This window comes from Bartonella sp. AA81SXKL (genome assembly GCF_042196945.1).
Classification (GTDB): Bacteria; Pseudomonadota; Alphaproteobacteria; order Rhizobiales; family Rhizobiaceae; genus Bartonella.
Map to the genome: position 1 here is coordinate 1 of NZ_JBHIRH010000411.1, position 230 is coordinate 230.

A 230-nucleotide genomic window follows, 5' to 3' on the forward strand; every position below is an offset into this window, starting at 1 on the left:
TGGTCCGGCAACTGCACTCGATTTAAAAATTATTTCAGATGTTGCAGGACGTCTTGCCCGTGCGCAATTATTTAAACGCGATATTTTTTCATCATGGGATCAAGTATTAGCTTATTGTAAAGCTGTCATGGCACACGAAACACGAGAACAATTTCGTGTGTTGTTTCTTGATAAGAAAAATGGTTTGCTTGCTGATGAAGTGCAACAAACTGGAACAATCGACCATACCC

1 pseudogene is annotated in these 230 nt (G+C 40.0%); it reads left to right on the forward strand.

Features of this window, described 5'->3' with window-relative positions:
• Positions 1-230 (forward strand): annotated as a pseudogene (locus tag ACFINZ_RS11980) (JAB domain-containing protein); the annotation flags it as partial.